The 15,245-nt window shown below is 35.6% G+C and carries 12 protein-coding genes; 11 read left to right on the forward strand and 1 reads right to left on the reverse strand.

The features are described 5' to 3' along the window. The first annotated feature begins 36 nt into the window (after window positions 1–36). The 6 genes from argC (at window position 37) to argH (ending at window position 7,272) form a co-directional block, all read left to right on the forward strand. Window positions 37–1,002, forward strand: coding sequence for an N-acetyl-gamma-glutamyl-phosphate reductase (gene argC / locus LNP04_RS00460; RefSeq protein ID WP_229984628.1), 966 nt, complete (start codon window positions 37–39; stop codon window positions 1,000–1,002). A 273-nt stretch (window positions 1,003–1,275) separates the two neighbouring features. Then, window positions 1,276–2,415 carry an aspartate aminotransferase family protein gene (locus LNP04_RS00465; protein ID WP_229984629.1) on the forward strand — a complete coding sequence of 380 codons (1,140 nt, stop codon included), beginning with the start codon at window positions 1,276–1,278 and terminating at the stop codon, window positions 2,413–2,415. Between the two features lie 286 nt (window positions 2,416–2,701). After that, window positions 2,702–3,658, forward strand: a complete 957-nt coding sequence (locus LNP04_RS00470) for an acetylornithine carbamoyltransferase (protein ID WP_229984630.1) — start codon at window positions 2,702–2,704, stop codon at window positions 3,656–3,658. A gap of 158 nt (window positions 3,659–3,816) precedes the next feature. Beyond that, the gene (gene argB / locus LNP04_RS00475) at window positions 3,817–4,611 is read left to right on the forward strand and encodes an acetylglutamate kinase (RefSeq protein WP_229984631.1); all 795 of its coding nucleotides are present in this window, start codon (window positions 3,817–3,819) and stop codon (window positions 4,609–4,611) included. Continuing rightward, window positions 4,586–5,704, forward strand: a complete 1,119-nt coding sequence (locus LNP04_RS00480) for a M20 family metallo-hydrolase (RefSeq protein ID WP_229984632.1) — start codon at window positions 4,586–4,588, stop codon at window positions 5,702–5,704. Before argB ends, LNP04_RS00480 begins: the two co-directional genes overlap by 26 nt. Window positions 5,705–5,967: 263 nt before the next feature. Continuing rightward, window positions 5,968–7,272 (forward strand): argininosuccinate lyase, encoded by a 1,305-nt coding sequence (gene argH, locus LNP04_RS00485; protein WP_229984633.1) that lies wholly within the window; start codon window positions 5,968–5,970, stop codon window positions 7,270–7,272. Between the two features lie 162 nt (window positions 7,273–7,434). Here the strand turns inward: argH and LNP04_RS00490 are convergent, their stop codons facing one another. Further along, window positions 7,435–7,896, reverse strand: coding sequence for an Lrp/AsnC family transcriptional regulator (locus LNP04_RS00490; protein ID WP_047442942.1), 462 nt, complete (start codon window positions 7,894–7,896; stop codon window positions 7,435–7,437). 242 nt (window positions 7,897–8,138) lie between these two features. Here LNP04_RS00490 and LNP04_RS00495 point away from each other — a divergent pair, with 242 nt between their 5' ends. The 5 genes from LNP04_RS00495 to LNP04_RS00515 all read left to right on the forward strand — a co-directional run bounded on the left by LNP04_RS00495 (window position 8,139) and on the right by LNP04_RS00515 (window position 14,818). Then, window positions 8,139–9,029: an aspartate carbamoyltransferase catalytic subunit gene (locus LNP04_RS00495; protein WP_229984634.1), complete on the forward strand. Its 891-nt coding sequence runs from the start codon at window positions 8,139–8,141 to the stop codon at window positions 9,027–9,029. A gap of 178 nt (window positions 9,030–9,207) precedes the next feature. Continuing rightward, on the forward strand, window positions 9,208–10,284 hold the full coding sequence (locus tag LNP04_RS00500; RefSeq protein ID WP_229984635.1) for a carbamoyl phosphate synthase small subunit: 1,077 nt from the start codon (window positions 9,208–9,210) through the stop codon (window positions 10,282–10,284). Between the two features lie 2 nt (window positions 10,285–10,286). Continuing rightward, complete coding sequence (gene tnpA / locus LNP04_RS00505; RefSeq protein WP_229984636.1) at window positions 10,287–10,736, forward strand: IS200/IS605 family transposase; 450 nt, start codon at window positions 10,287–10,289, stop codon at window positions 10,734–10,736. A 315-nt stretch (window positions 10,737–11,051) separates the two neighbouring features. Beyond that, on the forward strand, window positions 11,052–14,231 hold the full coding sequence (gene carB / locus LNP04_RS00510; RefSeq protein WP_229984637.1) for a carbamoyl-phosphate synthase large subunit: 3,180 nt from the start codon (window positions 11,052–11,054) through the stop codon (window positions 14,229–14,231). 107 nt (window positions 14,232–14,338) lie between these two features. Further along, window positions 14,339–14,818: a hypothetical protein gene (locus LNP04_RS00515; protein WP_229984638.1), complete on the forward strand. Its 480-nt coding sequence runs from the start codon at window positions 14,339–14,341 to the stop codon at window positions 14,816–14,818. The last annotated feature ends 427 nt before the right edge of the window (window positions 14,819–15,245 follow it).

Below are 15,245 nucleotides of genomic sequence, written 5' to 3' on the forward strand. Positions count from 1 at the left end.
ATAATAACCATAGGTGAAACCTGTGGCAACATAAAAATGAAAAAAAGAATAGGAATCATCGGTGCCAACGGATACGCAGGAAGCGAATTAGTTCGTCTGTTGGCTTTTCATCCAAATGTGACTTTGAGTTTTTTATATAGTCGTTCAAATTCAGGAATAAAGATTTCACATTTGTACCCGGATTTAGCGACAGTTTGTGAAATGGTTTTAACGGATCAGCCTGAAGATGTAGACATTTTGTTTTTATGTCTTCCTCACAAAGAAAGTCAAAATTGGCTGACTCAAAATAATGTAAAAGATGAAACGTTAGTGATCGATTTAGGAAATGATTTTCGTTTAGAGGGTAATTTAGGAAACAGAAATTTTATCTACGGTTTGCCTGAAATCAACAAAAAACAACTTTTAGGATCAAAAAGTATTGCAAATCCGGGATGTTTTGCGACTGCAATTCAATTGGCTTTACTTCCATTAGCTCAAAAAGGATTGTTGAATGAGGTTTACACAACTGGAATTACAGGTTCAACAGGTGCCGGTCAGTCTTTGCAGCCAACGACGCATTTTACCTGGAGAAACGATAATATTTCGGCATATAAAACTTTGACACATCAGCATGTAGATGAGATTTTACGGCAGTTAGTTTCTTTTAATACGAATGAAATTAGTCTGAATTTTGTTCCATGGAGAGGAGATTTTGCGAGAGGAATTTTTACGAGTTCCACGGTGAAAACAGATTTAGAACTTTCAGATATTCATCAATTGTTTAAGGATTTTTATGCAGATGAACCTTTTGTAAAGGTAAGTGAGAAAGCAATTGATTTAAAGCAGGTTGTCAATACCAATCGCTGTGTGATTCATATAGAAAAGAGTGGAAATGTTGCAGTTATTCACTCAGCGATTGACAATTTGTTGAAAGGAGCTTCTGGGCAGGCAGTTCAAAACATGAATATTGCAATGGGGTGGGAAGAGAATTTAGGATTGAACTTAAAACCTATTGCATTTTAAAACGGACAATAATCCGACTTAGGAAAATGAAGCGTTAAGAAAATTGAAATTTAATCCGTTAAAAAATTCCCACTGTTTGAGCACGAGACAAATTCTCAATCAAAAAACAAGTATCCAATTCGTGTGAGTTTTTGGGGTTTTAGGATTAAATTTTAATTTTTAGCAGAATTTTCCAGTCTTGAATTTTTGTTTCTTTTGTTTCAAGACAAAAGAAAAATTAAAAAAGAATTTGTAGATCATTCATCTAAAATCAATTATCATTTATAAATAGACATGAATTTATTCAACGTATATCCATTATTCAATATAAATCCGGTAAAAGCTCAGGGATCATTTCTTTGGGACGATAAAGGAGAAAAATATCTTGATTTTTACGGAGGTCACGCGGTAATTTCTATCGGTCATAACCATCCGCATTATCAAACTCAATTAAAAAACCAGTTAGATAAAATATCTTTCTATTCAAACTCTGTTCAGAATGAATTGCAAACTGAATTGGCTGAAAAATTAGGAAAACTGTCAGGCTTGGAAGATTACAATTTATTTTTGTGTAATTCAGGAGCTGAAGCAAATGAAAATGCTTTAAAACTGGCCTCTTTTCACAACGGGAAAAGCAAAGTATTGTATTTTTCAGGTTCGTTTCACGGCAGAACTTCGGCGGCAGTTTCCGTGACGGATAACCCGAAAATTGTAGCTCCGGTAAATTATGACGAAAGATTCATCAAATCTGAATGGAATAATATCGAACAGCTTGAAACGGTTTTTGAAAAACAAGGAAGTGAAATTTCATCGGTAATCATTGAAGGAATTCAGGGAGTTGGCGGAATTATGATTCCAACAGTTGAATTTCTAAGCAAAATCAAAGAATTATGCAAAAAATACAATGCTGTTTTGATTTTGGATGAAGTTCAGTCAGGATACGGAAGAAGCGGATATTTCTTTGCTCATCAGGAATTTGGAATTGAAGCTGATATCATCACAACGGCCAAAGGAATGGGAAACGGCTTTCCAATCGGAGGAGTATTGATCCATCCAAAATTTCATGCAAGCAATGGTTTGCTAGGGACAACTTTTGGCGGAAATCACTTAGCTTGTGTAGCTGCGATCGCTGTGTTAGACGTTATCAAAGATGAAAATCTTATCGAAAATACTCAGGAAATGGGCGCTTATATTGAAAACGAAATTAAAGATTTTCCACATATTAAAACCATCCGAAGGAAAGGTTTGATGATTGGGATTGAACTCGACAGGGATTGCTCGGAAGTGAGGAATAACCTGTTGTACAATCACCATATTTTCACAGGAAACTCCAATGATAAGGCTGTATTGAGGATTCTTCCGGCGCTTAACATTAAAAAAGAAGAAACAGATATTTTTATTAATGCCTTGAAAGAAGTATTGGAGAATATTTAGAATGTGAAAATTCTGCGGTCTGTCATTCTGACGAAGGAAGAATCTATTAATATGATAAAAAAGAGATTCTTCACTACACTTTGTTTCGTTCAGAATGATAAACACAATTTTCAATTGCTGAGTGAAACGCCCATGCGAACGAAAATGTTTTCAAGTTTAATTAAAAAAAAACTTTGCGACCATAGCGTTAAAAACTCAACATAATATGTAAGATAAAAAATCTTTAAAATCAATTCAAAATGAAATGGATATTCCATTTGTCCATTGAAAAAATAAAAATTTTCAAATGAAAAAATTCACCTCTGTAAGCGATGTTGAAAACTTACAGGAAATTATAAAAAAAACGTTACAAATTAAAGAAAATCCTCTTTCTGAAACCGAAAAAGGAAAAGGAAAAACAATCGGACTTGTGTTTTTAAATTCAAGTTTGAGAACTCGTTTGAGCAGTCAGATTGCAGCGCAAAATTTAGGTTTAAATGTTTTAACTTTAAATGCAGCTCAGGAAGCATGGAATCTGGAATTCGCAGACGGAGCCGTAATGAACGGTGATACTGTTGAACATATCAAAGATGCCATTGAAGTCTTAAATCAATATTGTGACATCATCGCAGTGCGTTGTTTTGCAGGAATGAAAAGCAAGGAAGATGATGTGAATGAAAGTATTTTAAGCCAGTTCGAGCAACATGCAAAAGTTCCCATTATTTCATTGGAGTCGGCTACACGTCACCCTTTGCAAAGTTTGGCAGATTGTATCACGATTACTGAAAACTGGAAAAAAGAACATAAGCCGAAAGTGGTGCTGACTTGGGCACCTCACATCAAACCGATTGCTCATGCGGTAGGAAATTCTTTCGCAGAATGGATGCAGGAAATGGATGTTGAATTGGTGATTGCGAATCCGGAAGGTTATGATTTGGATGAAAATTTTACAAAAGATGTGAAAGTAATCCATAATCAGGATGAAGCGTTGAAAGATGCAGATTTTATTTATGTAAAAAACTGGTCGTCTTTTGATGATTATGCAGCAATGCCTGAAGTGAAAGAAAACTGGATGCTGACGAATGAAAAACTTGAAAATACCAACCACGCAAAAGTAATGCACTGTCTTCCGGTTCGTCGAAATGTAGAATTGAGTGACGAGGTAATGGATGGCGAAAATTCTATTATTTACCAACAGGCAAAGAACCGAATTTTCTCTGCTCAGGCAGTTTTCTCTGAAATTTTGGATGAATTGAATTCTTAATAATAACTAAACCTCATAGGTTTTTAAAACCTATGAGGTTTCATGAGTTTAATTTACAATAAAATCAAACCTAACGGGTTTTTAAAACCCGTTAGGTTTACAATCGCAAACCTTGTCAAGGTTTTAAGTCTTTACAAGGTTCTCAAAAAAGGTTTGCAATGAAAGAAAAATTATACATCATAAAGATTGGCGGCGCATTAATCGATGATGAGGAATTATTGGATGGATTTCTGGAGCAGTTTTCTGATATTCAGGAAAAGAAAATTCTGGTTCATGGCGGCGGAAAATTAGCAACCACCTTAGCTTATAAACTGGGCGTTGAACAAAAAATGATTAACGGACGAAGAATCACAGATAAAGATACCTTGGATATTGTAGCGATGGTGTATGCGGGAGGTATCAATAAAAACATTGTGGCAAAACTTCAGCAGAAAAAATGCAAAGCAATAGGGTTTTCTGGCGCTGATGCCAATCTAATTAAAGCCAAAAAAAGAGAACATGCAGAAATAGATTTTGGATTTGTGGGAGATATTGAGAAGAAAAGCGTGAACAGGAAATTAATCTCAAAATTAATTAAACTTAAACTTGTTCCCGTATTTTCGGCAATCACACATGACAAAAAAGGAAATCTTTTCAATACCAATGCAGATACGATTGCTTCGGTGATTGCTCAGGCCTTATCAATAAAATATAATGTTGAATTATTATATTGTTTCGATAAAGAAGGGGTTTTGGAAGATGTAAATAATTCTGAATCTGTGATAAAAAATATTTCTGAAGAAGAGTTTTCAACCTTAAAAGAGGAAGGGAAACTTCATAAAGGAATTTTACCCAAGTTGGAAAACGCTCTTGGAGCAGTAAAAAATAATGTAAATAAGGTATTCTTAATTAAAGAAACCGAACTGAAAAACCACATAGAAAACCATCATGCAGGAACTGAAATCTGTTTATAGTAAAGAAGAATTACTGAATAACGCAGTGGATTTGCTGAAAAAACTGATTGAAATTCCGTCATTCAGCAAAGATGAATTTAATACATCTGTGGAAATTGAAAATTTTTTCAAAAAACAGCAAATTCCTACAAAACGTTTTAAAAATAACATCTGGGCGGTGAACAAAAATTTTGATGTTTTCAAACCGTCGATTTTGTTGAATACGCATCACGACACCGTAAAGCCAAATAAAGCTTACACTTTAGATCCTTTTTTAGCGATTGAAGAGAATGGAAAACTGTTCGGATTGGGAAGTAATGATGCTGGAGCTTCTCTGGTTTCGATGGCTCAGGTTTTTTTACATTTTTATGATAAAGAAGATTTAAAATATAATTTAGTGATTGCTTTGACGGCTGAGGAGGAGATTTCAGGATTTGACGGAATTGAAGCTTTATTTCCTCAGCTACCAAATATCGCGCTTGCCATTGTAGGAGAACCAACGCAGATGAATCTGGCAATTGCGGAAAAAGGATTATTGGTTATTGATGGTGAAATGAAAGGCACTCCTTCTCACGCCGCTCATCCGAATGATGATAATTCGATTGTAAAATGTATGGAAGATTTGCAGCAAATTTTAAGCTTTAAATTTCCAAAGGTTTCAGATTATTTGGGTGAAGTTAAAGTGACTTTGTCGGGAATTCATGCGGGAGTTCAGCATAATGTAGTTCCGGAATCTTGTACCTTTACTTTAGATGTGAGAGTTACGGATGAATATTCTAATGAAGAAGCGTTTGAAATCATCCAGTCGCAGATGAAATCAAGGTTAACAGCGAGGTCTTTCAGGCTAAATTCTTCAAAAATTGAAATGGATCATCCATTTGTACAGGCAGGTCTGGAAATCGGCAGGACAACTTACGGTTCGCCCACATCGTCCGATCAGGCGATTATTCCATGTACATCTGTAAAGCTCGGTCCCGGAGATAGCACACGCTCTCACACCGCAGATGAATTTATTTTCATTGAAGAAATTGCGGAAGGAATTGAGATTTACATCAAAATTTTGGAGAAGGTTTTATTGGCTGGAAGCTGGATGGCGGATGATGGAAGTCTATGAAGTCTGCGAATAATGACTTAGGAAACGGAGGCGTTAAGAAATTTTATATTATTTCCGTTAAAAAATTTCCACTGTCTGAGTGGCGGCAAAAAATAATCTAATTATTTCAAATAATACTTCCCGCCCGAGTTTTGGAAATTTTAGGAGATAATCTAAAATTTTAGCCGGAGTTTCCAAGTCTTGAATTTTTGTTTCTTTTGTTTGACTTCGTCGAATCTTCGATTTCAAGACAAAAGAAATTTTTAAAATAAAAAAAGAATTTTATGAAAAAAATATGGCAAAAAGACGATAATGCCACCAATATATTAGTCAACAAATTTACAGTCGGGAAAGATCTTGACTTTGATGAGCGTCTAGCAAAATACGATGTCAAAGGCTCGATGGCGCACTGTAAAATGTTGGCAGAAGTTGGAATTATTTCCAATGAAGAATCAAAGCAGATGTTGTCTGTTTTGGAGGGAATTTTGAAAGATATTGAAAACGGAACTTTTGAAATCGATAAAAATGCGGAAGATATTCATTCGCAAGTTGAGTCTATCTTAATTGAAAAATTAGGCGATACAGGAAAGAAAATTCACACCGCTCGTTCAAGAAATGATCAGGTTTTGTTGGATATTAAACTGTATTTACTGGACGAAATCCGTGAGATTACAACTTTGACAGATGAATTTTTTCAAATATTAATCAAATTGGCAGATCAGCATAAAAATGTGCTTCTTCCTGGATATACGCATTTGCAAATTGCTATGCCTTCATCTTTTGGATTATGGTTTGGAGCTTATGCTGAAGCATTGTTAGATGATATTGAAATGTTGTTTTCAGTAAAAAATATCATTAATAAAAATCCACTAGGTTCTGCGGCAGGTTACGGTTCGTCTTTCCCGATTGACCGTGAGAGTACGACCTATAATTTAGGTTTTCAATCGATGAATTATAACTCGGTGTATGCTCAAATGACACGAGGAAAATCAGAGAAAATGTTGTCGATGGCAATGGCAACTTTGGCAGGAACGCTGGGGAAATTCGCCTATGATGTTTGTCTGTATTTAAGCCAGAACTTTGATTTTATAAGCTTTCCAAAAGAATTTACAACGGGAAGCAGCATTATGCCTCACAAGAAAAATCCGGATATTTTTGAGTTGGTTCGTGCACGATGCAACAGAATTCAATCGTTGCCGAATGAGTTTATTTTGTTGACTAATAACCTTCCTTCAGGCTATCACCGAGATATGCAGTTGACGAAAGAAATTCTTTTTCCAGCAATCGATTCCTTGAGAGAATGTCTTGAAATTTTAAGCTATACATTGTCGAATATTCAGGTGAAGGATGGAATTTTGGAAGATGAAAAGTACAAATATCTTTTCAGTGTAGAGAAGATCAATGAAGAAGTGAAAAACGGAAGCTCATTCCGTGATGCGTATGTAAAAGTGGGGCAGGAGATTGAAAATAATGAGTTTGATTTTGAAATAGGAAATCTAAACCATACTCATGAAGGAAGTATTGGGAATCTTTGTTTGGATAGAATTGAATATCAGTTTAGTAAATTGAAAAAAAAGTTGTTGGGTTGATATTTTAAATTTAAAACTTTCTTAGATGCTTCGACGGAGCTCAGCATGACATCTCTAATACTATCTGTTTTTATTAGCGATTTATTTGTAGCAGTGTCATGCTGAGCGTAGTCGAAGCATCTTTAAAATCATTAAGCTAAATGTTTTGATTTAAACGAAAAACTATCCCAAATCAATCTTAAACTTAGTCGACTTTTTCACCTCATGAAGCACGATAGAACTGTGATATTGCCCAATACTGGGAATATTTGAAATCACATTAACCGTAAAATCATTATAAGAATTAATATCTTTTGCAATAATTTTCAGCATATAATCATATTCACCGGAAAGACTAATGATTTCCTGAACTTCATCATGTTGCATGATGTTTTTTTCGAACGTTTCCAGAACTTTTTTAGATTGCTCTTTGAGACGGACGTTGCAGTAAACGACAATATTTAAACCCAGTTTTTCACGGTTTAGAAGACCGACATATTTCTCAATAATTCCCTGTTTCTCCAACTGTTTGATACGCTCATAGGTTGGAGTAAAGGTTAAACCTATTTTCTCTGAAATTTCTTTTACCGAGAAAGTAGAATCTTCCTGAATTATGCTGAGAATCATCCTGTCTTTTGCGTCCATAAACTGTATTTGAATTCTAACAAAAATATTAAGAATAAATGAGAATAACCAGCGATTGAAGTTTTTTAATTTTTTTAAAGTTTCGCTTTGTCATGTTGCCCAAATGTTATATCTTTGCACCTAATGAATAACACAGTATTTATATCATTAGAATTACCGGGCGTAGACGCCCTTTACGATATTTATTTATTTTAAGCGAAGATATTTTCTTCGCTTTTTTTATGTTCAAAAATTAAGATAATATGTTTACGATTACCGAACTAAGTACAGAGAAAATCAACAAGATACTGACGGAAGCTTTAGCTTTTGCTAACGGAAAAACTGCCAAAATTGAAGGCGAGGTTTTCTGCTCAAATCTGTTTTTTGAAGACAGCACAAGAACCAAAACAAGCTTCGATGTTGCCGAAAGAAAATTGGGTTTGCAGGTCGTTCCTTTCGATGCATCCAACAGTTCTGTCAATAAAGGTGAAAGTTTATATGATACCGTAAAGACGATTGAAAGCATCGGTGTAAATCTTGTTGTGATCAGAGATAAAAAAGACCGTTATTTTGATGATTTGAAAAACATTACCATTCCGGTGATCAACGGAGGCGACGGAACAGGAAATCACCCTTCACAATGTATGCTCGATTTGCTTACGATCTATCAGGAATTCGGAACATTTGAAGGTTTAAAAATTGGGATCGTTGGAGATGTAAAACACAGCCGTGTTGCCAACTCAAATGCAGAAGCTTTAAGAAGATTAGGTGCTAAAGTTTACTTCTCAGGACCTGAACAATGGTTTGACGAAGGAGCTTTAATTAACGGTACGTATCTTTCTGTAGATGAAATGATTCACGATGTAGATGTTTTGATGCTATTGAGAATTCAGCACGAAAGACACGATTCAAAAATGAGTTTCTCAGCATCGGAATATCATAAGAAATATGGTTTGACGAAATACAGAGAAAAAACCATGAAAAAAGAAGCCATCATTATGCATCCTGCACCAATTAACAGAGGCGTAGAAATCGATACCGATTTGGTGGAATGTGAACGCTCAAGAATTTTCAAACAAATGCAGAACGGAGTTTTCGCAAGAATGGCGATTCTGAAAAATGCTTTGGAAGAAAAAGGGTTCACTTTTAAGTAAAAAGGTAAAAGTAAAAGAGCCAAGTTAATTGATTAACATTTCAATTAGCGAGGTTTAAATAAATAAGCACTCACAAAATTCCCCTCCCTTGGAGGGGTGGCGAAAATTCAAAGAATTTTTGACGGGGTGGTTAAAGAAAGTAAAAAAGTAAAAATAGAAATAAAGATAAAAAGTTAAAATGAAGAAAAAATTAATACTGGAGTCCGGTGAAGTATTTCATGGAGAAGGTTTCGGAGCAGAATTGGAAACAGCAGGAGAGGTGGTTTTCAATACCGGAATGACGGGATATCAGGAATTGATTTCTGACCCATCATATTGCGGTCAGATTGTTTGCATGACGTATCCGCTGATCGGAAATTACGGGATAAACCGTGATGACTACGAAAGCATCGAGCCTGCAATCAAAGGTCTTATTGTAAAGGAAATTTGCGATTTACCTTCCAATTTCAGAACACAGATTACTTTACAGGAACTGTTTAAAAAGAAAAATCTATCAGGAATTTCAGGTATCGATACCAGAAGACTAACAAGAATTCTTCGTAATTCAGGTGTGGTCAAAGGAAAAATCGTGAATGTAGATGCAGACGAAAATACAACAGTTGAAGAATTAAAATCAACTACATTTCCAACCAATCAGGTGGAGCAGGTTTCTACAAAAACATCTTATGCCAATCCGGGAAGAGGATTTAAAGTAGTACTTGTTGATTTTGGTTCTAAATTAGGAATTATCAGAGAGTTATCTCAAAGAAATTGTGATATTATTGTTGTATCACAGGATACAACAGCAGAAGAAATTTTGCTTATGGATCCGGACGGAATTATGTTGTCCAACGGTCCTGGAGATCCTGAAGACAATCAACACGCTTTGGACATGATCCGCGGGTTATTAGGAAAAGTTCCAATTTTCGGGATTTGCCTTGGTCATCAGTTGATTGGACTGGCTTGCGGCGCAAAAACTTTTAAATTAAAATTCGGTCACAGAGGAGGAAATCACCCTGTTTTAGATTTAGAAAAGAATAAAGTGGCGATCACTTCTCAGAATCATGGTTATGCAGTTGATCAGGAGAGTCTTAAAGGAACAGATTTAATAGAAACTCATATCGCATTGAATGACAGGACAAATGAAGGTTTGAAACACAAGATTCATCCTTGCTTCTCAGTTCAGTATCACCCTGAAGCGAGCCCAGGACCTGAAGACGCGAATTATTTATTTGATGATTTCATCACGTTGATGGAGGATTTTAAAATTAAATAGAAATGTCAACATTCCGTCAAATATATTATCAGATTGTTTTTAGTACAAAACATAGAAAACCAGTGTTGAGTATTGAGCATGAAGATCAATTATATAAATATATTTGGGGAATTGTCAAGAATAAAAATTGCAAACTTTATAGGATTAATGGAATGCCAGATCATATTCATTTGTTTATAGATTTACATCCTTCAGTTTCACTGAGTAATTTTGTTAAAGATATTAAAATTGCAAGCAATCAGTGGATTAAACAAAGTGGATTATTTCCCGATTTTGAAGAATGGCAGAGTGGTTATGGTGTGTTTACATACTCTGAAAAAGATAAAGACGCAGTCATTAATTATATTAAAAATCAAAAAGAACATCACAAACATGAGTCTTTTGAGGATGAATATAAAAATTTGTTGCGAGCTAATGGGATTGAATTTGATGGAAAATATTTGTGGGCGTAGTTCAACCCATTTCATGGGTTGTTAAATTGTGATGGCAATGTTCAGTCCATAGGTTTCACCTATGGCTAGTCATGTTCAGCCACTTTGTGGCTGTCAAAAGCAAACAAAAAAAGAATGTGATTTTTGAAGAAATTAAATGGAAAAATTATTAATGCTGAGCTTTTTCAAAATTAATGACCATAGTAAAATAGAATTATAATCAGAACCATGAAATGGTTCAACAAAAATAGCCACGGATGAAATCCGTGGACAAAGATGAACACAATCATCACCGAACCCTGAAGGGGTTCAACATTAAAAAAGGAAAATTTAAAAATGAAAAGAAACGACATAAAAACAATTTTAGTAATCGGTTCCGGACCCATCATCATCGGTCAGGCAGCGGAATTTGACTACGCAGGAACGCAGGCTTGCCTTTCTCTAAGAGAGGAAGGCTACAAGGTGATTTTGATCAACTCAAACCCTGCAACGATTATGACGGATGTAGAAATCGCAGACAAGGTTTACATCGAGCCTATTTCACTTCAGTTTGTAAGTCACATCATCAGAAAAGAGCGTCCGGATGCACTTTTACCAACGCTTGGTGGACAAACAGGTTTGAACATGGCGGTTGAACTTGAGAAATCAGGAATTCTTGAAGAATGTAAAGTGGAAGTTTTAGGAACTACACTTTCAGCCATCAACAGAGCGGAAGACAGAGATTTGTTCCGTGAATTGATGAGAGAATTGAATGAACCCGTTCCTGAATCAGATATCGTAACAACGGTAGAAGGAGCATTGAGCTTTGCTGAAGAAATCGGTTATCCGGTAATCGTTCGTCCTGCCTTCACAATGGGAGGAACAGGTGGTGGAATCGCTGCCAACGAAGCCGAATTAAAAGAAATTGCAGAATTAGGTCTGAAATACAGCCCGGTAACGCAATGTCTGATCGAAAGATCGATCGCAGGTTTCAAAGAAATTGAATACGAAGTAATGCGTGATGCAAACGACAACGCAATTGTGGTTTGTAACATGGAAAATATAGATCCGGTGGGGGTTCATACCGGAGATTCAATCGTTGTAGCGCCTTCTCAGACGCTTTCTGATAGAGAATATCAGATGTTGAGAAACGCTTCACTGAAAATCATCAGAGCTTTAGGAATTGAGGGAGGATGTAACGTACAGCTGGCTTTAGACCCACATTCATTCGAATATTACATCATCGAGGTGAACCCAAGAGTTTCCCGTTCATCTGCTTTGGCAAGTAAGGCAACAGGTTATCCGATTGCAAAGATTGCTGCTAAAATAGCTGTAGGATTAACTTTGGATGAAATCATGAATCCGGTTACAGGAAAAACTTACGCATGTTTCGAGCCGGCTTTGGATTATGTGGTAACTAAATTCCCAAGATTCCCTTTCGATAAATTTGAAACAGCTGACAGAAGATTGTCGACTCAGATGAAAGCGACTGGTGAAGTAATGGCAATCGGAAGAAACTTCGAGGAGTCTTTACAGAAGGCAGTTCGTTCGTTGGAAACAGGCTTGAGACATTTAGGTTTAAAAACAAAACAAGCTGCAGCTTTAACCGACGAAGATATCGAAAGAAGAATCAAGGTTTGTGACGACGAAAGATTGTTTATCATCTGTGATGCTTTAAGAAGAGGTTACGACTGGGAACAAATCGTAGAATGGAGTAAAATAGACAAATTCTTCATCTGGAAATTAAAGAAATTAGTTGATTTCGAAAAGACAATTGCAGCTAATAGATTCGATAAAGAAATTTTAATTCAGTCTAAAAAATTAGGTTTCTCAGATCAGAATATCGCTCACTTATGGGAATCTACTCAAAGAGAAGTTTACAATTTCAGAAAAGAAAACGGAATTATTCCGGTTTACAAAATGGTAGACACTTGTGCTGCTGAGTTTGAAAGCGAAACTCCCTATTTCTACGGTACGTACGAAGAAGAAAACGAATCTGTAGTAACCGATAAAGAAAAAATCATCGTTCTTGGTTCTGGTCCGATCAGAATCGGGCAGGGAGTTGAGTTTGACTACGCAACCGTTCACTCGGTTTGGGCAATCAAAGAAATGGGTTACGAAGCGATTATCATCAACAATAATCCTGAAACTGTTTCTACAGACTTCTCAATCTCAGATAAATTATACTTCGAGCCTTTGACGGAAGAAGATGTGATGAGCATCATCGACCTTGAAAAACCAAAAGGTGTTGTTGTACAATTCGGTGGACAAACAGCGATCAATTTAGCAGATAAACTAGCAGCTTACGGAGTTAAGATTTTAGGAACTTCATTGGAAGATCTTGACAGAGCAGAAAACAGAAATAAGTTTGAAAAAGCCCTTCAGGAAATGGGAATTCCTCAGCCTTTAGGAAAAACTTCGACTTCAAAAGAAGAAGCGATTGTGATTGCCAACGAGATTGGTTATCCGGTTTTGGTTCGTCCAAGCTATGTTTTAGGAGGTAGAGCCATGGAAATTGTGTACAATGAAGCAGAATTGGCTCACTACATGGAATTTGCGGTAGACGCAAGTCCGGATCAGCCGGTTTTGGTTGACCGTTACATAACGGGAAGAGAAGTAGAAGTCGATGCGATTTGCGACGGCGAAACGGTAATCATTCCTGGAATTATGGAACACATCGAAAGAGCAGGGGTTCACTCCGGTGACTCAATTGCCGTGTATCCGCCACAGAATGTTTCTCAGGCAGAAATCGATACTTTGGTTGACTACACAGAAAGATTAGCTAAAGGATTGAATGTGATTGGTTTAATGAATATTCAGTACGTTCTTTTTGAAGGAAATGTATATGTGATTGAAGTAAACCCACGTTCATCAAGAACAGTTCCTTTCTTATCGAAAATTACCGATGTTCCGATGGCAAACTTGGCTACAAAAGCAATTCTAGGTCAGAAACTTAAAGATTTAGGTTACAAAAACGGATTGGTTCCGAATAAAGAAGGTGTTTTCGTAAAAGTTCCTGTTTTCTCATTCTCAAAATTAACTAAGGTTGATATCTCTTTAGGACCAGAAATGAAGTCTACAGGAGAAGTGATGGGGAAAGACACGACTTTGGAAAAAGCACTTTACAAAGGATTGGTTGCAGCAGGAAGAAAAGTTCCAATGCACGGTTCAATCTTGTTCACGGTAGCTGATAAGCACAAGCAGGAAGCTGCAGATTTGGCATCAAGATTCCATGAAGTTGGTTTCAGAATCTGGGCAACTGAAGGAACGGCAAAATTCTTTGAAGAAAAAGGTATTCCTTGTAAAATAGGCTACAAAATAGGAGAAGAAAGTGTGAACTTAATAGACTTGATTCAAAAAGGAAAAGTTCAGTATGTTGTCAACACGATGACGAAAGGTAAACAGTCTGAAAGAGACGGCTTCCAGATCAGAAGAATGAGCGTTGAAAACGGTGTTCCTTGTTTAACATCAATGGATACGGTTGAAGCAATCTTGAAAGTTATTGAGAGTATGAGCTTTAAGATGGAAACGATGTAGTTTAGGATTTAAAATATTTTTAAAACCTCGTAAGTTTTCTTGCGAGGTTTTTTGTTTTGACAGAAAGAAAGCATTAATTTAGATTTTATATAGCAAAATCCAATACTATGTGTGAAAATAAAAAAAATATAACTTTTTGTACTTGTAAAGAACAGGAATTGAAAAGTACTCTAAATTTAAAAATGGAATCGTTTAAAATATTTGACAATAAGGAAGAGTATAATAAACGGATTTATCATTGGAAATTGGAAAAAACAGTTCGGGAATTAACATTTGAAGAAACACGTAAGATTATGGGGCAGATTATTAGACCTTCTAAAAGACTTGATCAAGAGCTTACTGCCGAATTTGTTGTGGACGTACTGAATACTAATGCTGAATTTGATTTTGAGTACAGCCCTGAGGATGGAGATGAATTGCTGATCGGTGTAAGCTATAAATATCCTCAAGTTGAAAATCATTCCAGACCTTTTTTACCTGAACCTATGACGTTTGTTTATGAAAATAAAGAATGGTATTTTGGTTACATTGATCATTTTAGATATAAACAAATTGAACTCAAAAAAGGCAACATTACGCTACAATAGTAAATGACGAAGGTGATGTGTTAATTTGAATGCTTTGTGATATATGGTTAAAAGGATTAAAAATTATCTTAATAAAGTGCATTTTTCAGAAGAAACAAATTATGGTGAAAATTCTCAACTATGGTGTCTAGTTTCTATAATTTAAAAAAAGCGAATATGAACTGAAGTAAAAACTAATTCAGATGGTTTTTATTTAATCTTAAGGATATTTTTCAGGATTTTGTGAGGTATGAAAAACTCTTGTAATAACAATGACCTTAGCAATTTTATCAATTGTGTAAAATATCAGAAATGGATATTTCTTCATTAATTTTCCATGAAAATCCTCAAACCAAATTTTAAAAGGTAGTATCTCACTAACTGTGTAAGTTAAAAAGTTATTCTGTAAAATTTTGAGCCCTTATAGCTCAAAAAATTTTACGGAAAT

The organism is Chryseobacterium sp. C-71 (assembly GCF_020911865.1).
Taxonomy (GTDB): domain Bacteria; phylum Bacteroidota; class Bacteroidia; order Flavobacteriales; family Weeksellaceae; genus Chryseobacterium.

What these genes read in the sequence shown, in the direction of transcription:
- argH (WP_229984633.1), top strand. Translation starts at nt 5,968, where the DNA reads ATGAAAAAAATATGGCAAAAAGACGATAATGCCACCAATATATTAGTC.
- argB (WP_229984631.1), top strand. Translation starts at nt 3,817, where the DNA reads ATGAAAGAAAAATTATACATCATAAAGATTGGCGGCGCATTAATCGAT.
- LNP04_RS00515 (WP_229984638.1), top strand. Translation starts at nt 14,339, where the DNA reads ATGTGTGAAAATAAAAAAAATATAACTTTTTGTACTTGTAAAGAACAG.
- LNP04_RS00495 (WP_229984634.1), top strand. Translation starts at nt 8,139, where the DNA reads ATGTTTACGATTACCGAACTAAGTACAGAGAAAATCAACAAGATACTG.
- argC (WP_229984628.1), top strand. Translation starts at nt 37, where the DNA reads ATGAAAAAAAGAATAGGAATCATCGGTGCCAACGGATACGCAGGAAGC.
- tnpA (WP_229984636.1), top strand. Translation starts at nt 10,287, where the DNA reads ATGTCAACATTCCGTCAAATATATTATCAGATTGTTTTTAGTACAAAA.
- LNP04_RS00465 (WP_229984629.1), top strand. Translation starts at nt 1,276, where the DNA reads ATGAATTTATTCAACGTATATCCATTATTCAATATAAATCCGGTAAAA.
- LNP04_RS00480 (WP_229984632.1), top strand. Translation starts at nt 4,586, where the DNA reads ATGCAGGAACTGAAATCTGTTTATAGTAAAGAAGAATTACTGAATAAC.
- carB (WP_229984637.1), top strand. Translation starts at nt 11,052, where the DNA reads ATGAAAAGAAACGACATAAAAACAATTTTAGTAATCGGTTCCGGACCC.
- LNP04_RS00500 (WP_229984635.1), top strand. Translation starts at nt 9,208, where the DNA reads ATGAAGAAAAAATTAATACTGGAGTCCGGTGAAGTATTTCATGGAGAA.
- LNP04_RS00490 (WP_047442942.1), bottom strand. Translation starts at nt 7,896, where the DNA reads ATGGACGCAAAAGACAGGATGATTCTCAGCATAATTCAGGAAGATTCT.
- LNP04_RS00470 (WP_229984630.1), top strand. Translation starts at nt 2,702, where the DNA reads ATGAAAAAATTCACCTCTGTAAGCGATGTTGAAAACTTACAGGAAATT.